Source organism: Protofrankia coriariae (genome assembly GCF_001017755.1).
Taxonomy (GTDB): Bacteria; Actinomycetota; Actinomycetes; order Frankiales; family Frankiaceae; genus Protofrankia; species Protofrankia coriariae.
The window spans coordinates 17,010-19,713 of the sequence record NZ_JWIO01000061.1; the positions used below are offsets into that span (position 1 = coordinate 17,010).

Below are 2,704 nucleotides of genomic sequence, written 5' to 3' on the forward strand. Positions count from 1 at the left end.
GGCTGGACCAGCCGCTGCCCAGCCGGTACCTGCACTGGCTGGGCGGGTTCGTCACCGGTGACTGGAGACAGTCCTACACGCTCGGGGTGGCGGTCCGGCCACTGACGAATGCGCGGCTCGGGCACGGTCACCGACCTTGCCGGCCGGGTCCAGCTCGGCCCTCGCCTCCTGCCGCTGCGGACCGCCCGGCTGTCCGGCGGGCAGAAACAGCGGGTGGCCATCGGCCGGGCCTTCGCCGGCGAACCCGAACTGGTCGTCTGCGACGAACCGGTGTCAGCGCTGGACGTGAGCGTTCAGGCCGCTGTGCTGGAGCTGCTGGCGGCCGCGCGGGACACCGGCGGGGTCTCCTACCTGTTCATCTCCCACGACCTGGCCGTCGTGGGCTACCTGGCGGACCGGTTGGCCGTCCTGTACCAGGGGCAGATTGCCGAGGTCGGTCCCACCTCCGCCGTGCTGTCCGGCCCGCACCATCCGTACACCGACAGCCTGGCCGGGGACGGTGTGCCGGGCCAGGTGTCTGGCCGTCCGGATTCGGTGGGGCGGGCCGGCTGCCGGNNNGGGCGGGCCGGCTGCCGGTTCGCCTGGACCTGCCCCCACCGGCTGGACGGCCTGTGTGACCGGGTGGCTCCTCCCGTCCGGCTGCTGTCCGGGCCGGTCGGAGCGCCTGCGCACACGGTCCGTTGCCACCTCGAGCCGTCTGATCTGCCCAGGGCTGCGTCGACACCGCTCGCCGGGTCAGGTACGCGGGTTACGCGGGTACTGCCAGCCACGGCAGGAGAGAGCGTGACCTCCGGACGCCCTGTCGCCGCGGAGACGTCGGCGAGCCCGGCACCGGCACCAGCACAACGACATCGACAAACGGAAAGGGAGTCCGGACATGAGCGGCACGACATCGACCGGAACATCAACCGGCTCCATCGCGACCGAGACAGGTGAGCGGGATCCTTTCTCGCCGCGGCCGCGCGACCTGCGCCCCGTGCGGACCGAGCCGAACGGCCGGCGGATCCGGGTGCTCTTCAACGGGCAGGTGATCGCGGACAGCACCCGGACGCTGTACGTCTTCGAGACCGGGCACCTGCCGGTGTACTACTTCCCGCGCGCGGACGTCCGATTCGACCTGCTCACCCCCACTGACCACCACACGCGCTGCCCGCGCAAGGGCGACGCGTCCTACTTCACCATCACCGTCGGTGATCGCAGCGCCGAGAACGCGGTCTGGGCCTACCCGGATCCGATCCCCGACGTGGCCGAGCTCGCCGACCACGTCGCCTTCTACTGGGACAGGGCCGACGCCTGGTACGAGGAGGACGAGGAGGTCTTCGTCCACCCCCGCGACCCCTACAAGCGTGTCGACGCGCTGCCCTCGTCGCGGCACATCGAGGTCCGCGTCGGCGGCGAGCTGTTGGCCGACACCCACCATCCGACCCTGCTCTTCGAGACCGGGCTGCCGATCCGTTACTACCTGCCCAAGCTCGACGTGCGATGGGACCGGCTGACACCGGCACCGACCCGCACCCGCTGCCCGTACAAGGGCGAAGCGCGGTACTGGTCCTACGAGGGACCGGACGGTACGCGGATCGACGACATCGCGTGGAGCTACGCCGAATCCATTCCAGAGATCCCGAAGATCGCTGCTCTTGTCGCGTTCTTGAACGAGCGGGTCGACCTGACCGTGGACGGTGTCCGCCAGCCGCGCCCCAGCACGCCCTGGTCCTGACCGGCGTATCGGCCCCGTACTTCACATATCTGTCCGTATTTGTTCGCATCTGTCCATATCTATTGATATTCATCCCACGGTCCGTTCGCGCCTTGTCCTGACAATTCGCTCCCGATCTCGACATCCCGGCACCGCAATCCCCGAGACATCCCCGGAGGGACATCCGCCATGAGCGACACGATTCCCGTCATCGACTTTCAGGCGGCCCTCGCCGAGGACGCCCCCGCCGACCTGCTGATGCGGATCCGCGACGCGGCCGAGAGCATCGGACTAATCCAGGTGGTCAACCACGGCGTCCCGCTGGAACTGATCGAGGACTTCGAGCGGCGGATCGGGCGCATCCTGCGGCTGCCCCATGCCGAAAAGGCCTCGCTCGCCAGCCCCACCGGGCATCCCTACCGCGGCTGGCGCCAGTGGCCCGACGACTTCGGCCGCCTGGAGCTCGAGCGGTACTCGATCGCCCAGTTCGACAACCCGGCCGATGCCACCGCGGCCGGAGTCGGCCGGCGCTGGCTCGGGCTCCACGAGGACGCCAACGTCTGGCCGCCGCAGGACCCCGACCTGCGCGAGGTCGCCTTCGCCTACACCGACGCGGCCATCGGCCTGGCCCGCCGCGCGCTGGGCCTGTACGAGCGCATCCTCGGCCTGCCCGCCGGCAGCTTCCCGCACGACGAGCCCCCCTACACCAGCTTCGTCGTCAACGACTACCCGACCTGGACCTACCCGGACACCGCCTCCGACGAGGACAAGCTCCTGCTGCTGGAACACACGGACACCTCGGCCGTGACGATCCTGCACCAGAGCGGCGACTACGCCGGGCTGCAGGCGCAGCTACCCGACGGAAGCTGGATCCCGGTGCCTGTCGTGCCCGGAGCGCTACAGCTGTTCTCGGGGACGATCCTCACCCGCTGGACCAACGGCCGGCTACGTCCCGTCCGCCACCGGGTCGTGGCGGGCGGCACGGTGAGGGAGTGTCTCGTGATCAGT

Annotated in this window: 4 protein-coding genes (1 of these 4 running past the window's edge); all 4 read left to right on the plus strand. The window is 69.8% G+C overall.

The window, feature by feature from the left end; genetic code table 11:
- Positions 1-105, plus strand: partial view of a hypothetical protein gene (locus FrCorBMG51_RS22720; protein WP_047225043.1) — the 3' end only. Its footprint begins 192 nt before the window's first position; 105 of the gene's 297 nt are visible here — the last part of the coding sequence; the start codon falls outside the window, past its left edge; it ends in the stop codon at positions 103-105.
- Positions 106-108: 3 nt separating this feature from the next.
- On the plus strand, positions 109-936 hold the full coding sequence (locus FrCorBMG51_RS22725) for an ATP-binding cassette domain-containing protein (RefSeq protein ID WP_047225044.1): 828 nt from the start codon (positions 109-111) through the stop codon (positions 934-936).
- Positions 878-1,717, plus strand: a complete 840-nt coding sequence (locus FrCorBMG51_RS22730; RefSeq protein WP_052914959.1) for a DUF427 domain-containing protein — start codon at positions 878-880, stop codon at positions 1,715-1,717. Before FrCorBMG51_RS22725 ends, FrCorBMG51_RS22730 begins: the two co-directional genes overlap by 59 nt.
- Positions 1,718-1,885: 168 nt before the next feature.
- On the plus strand, positions 1,886-2,704 hold an 819-nt coding region (locus FrCorBMG51_RS22735; protein WP_047225045.1), incomplete at its 3' end, for a 2-oxoglutarate and iron-dependent oxygenase domain-containing protein.

Excerpts from the sequence above, each read along its gene's own strand:
- FrCorBMG51_RS22730 (WP_052914959.1), top strand. The coding sequence starts at position 878 with ATGAGCGGCACGACATCGACCGGAACATCAACCGGCTCCATCGCGACC.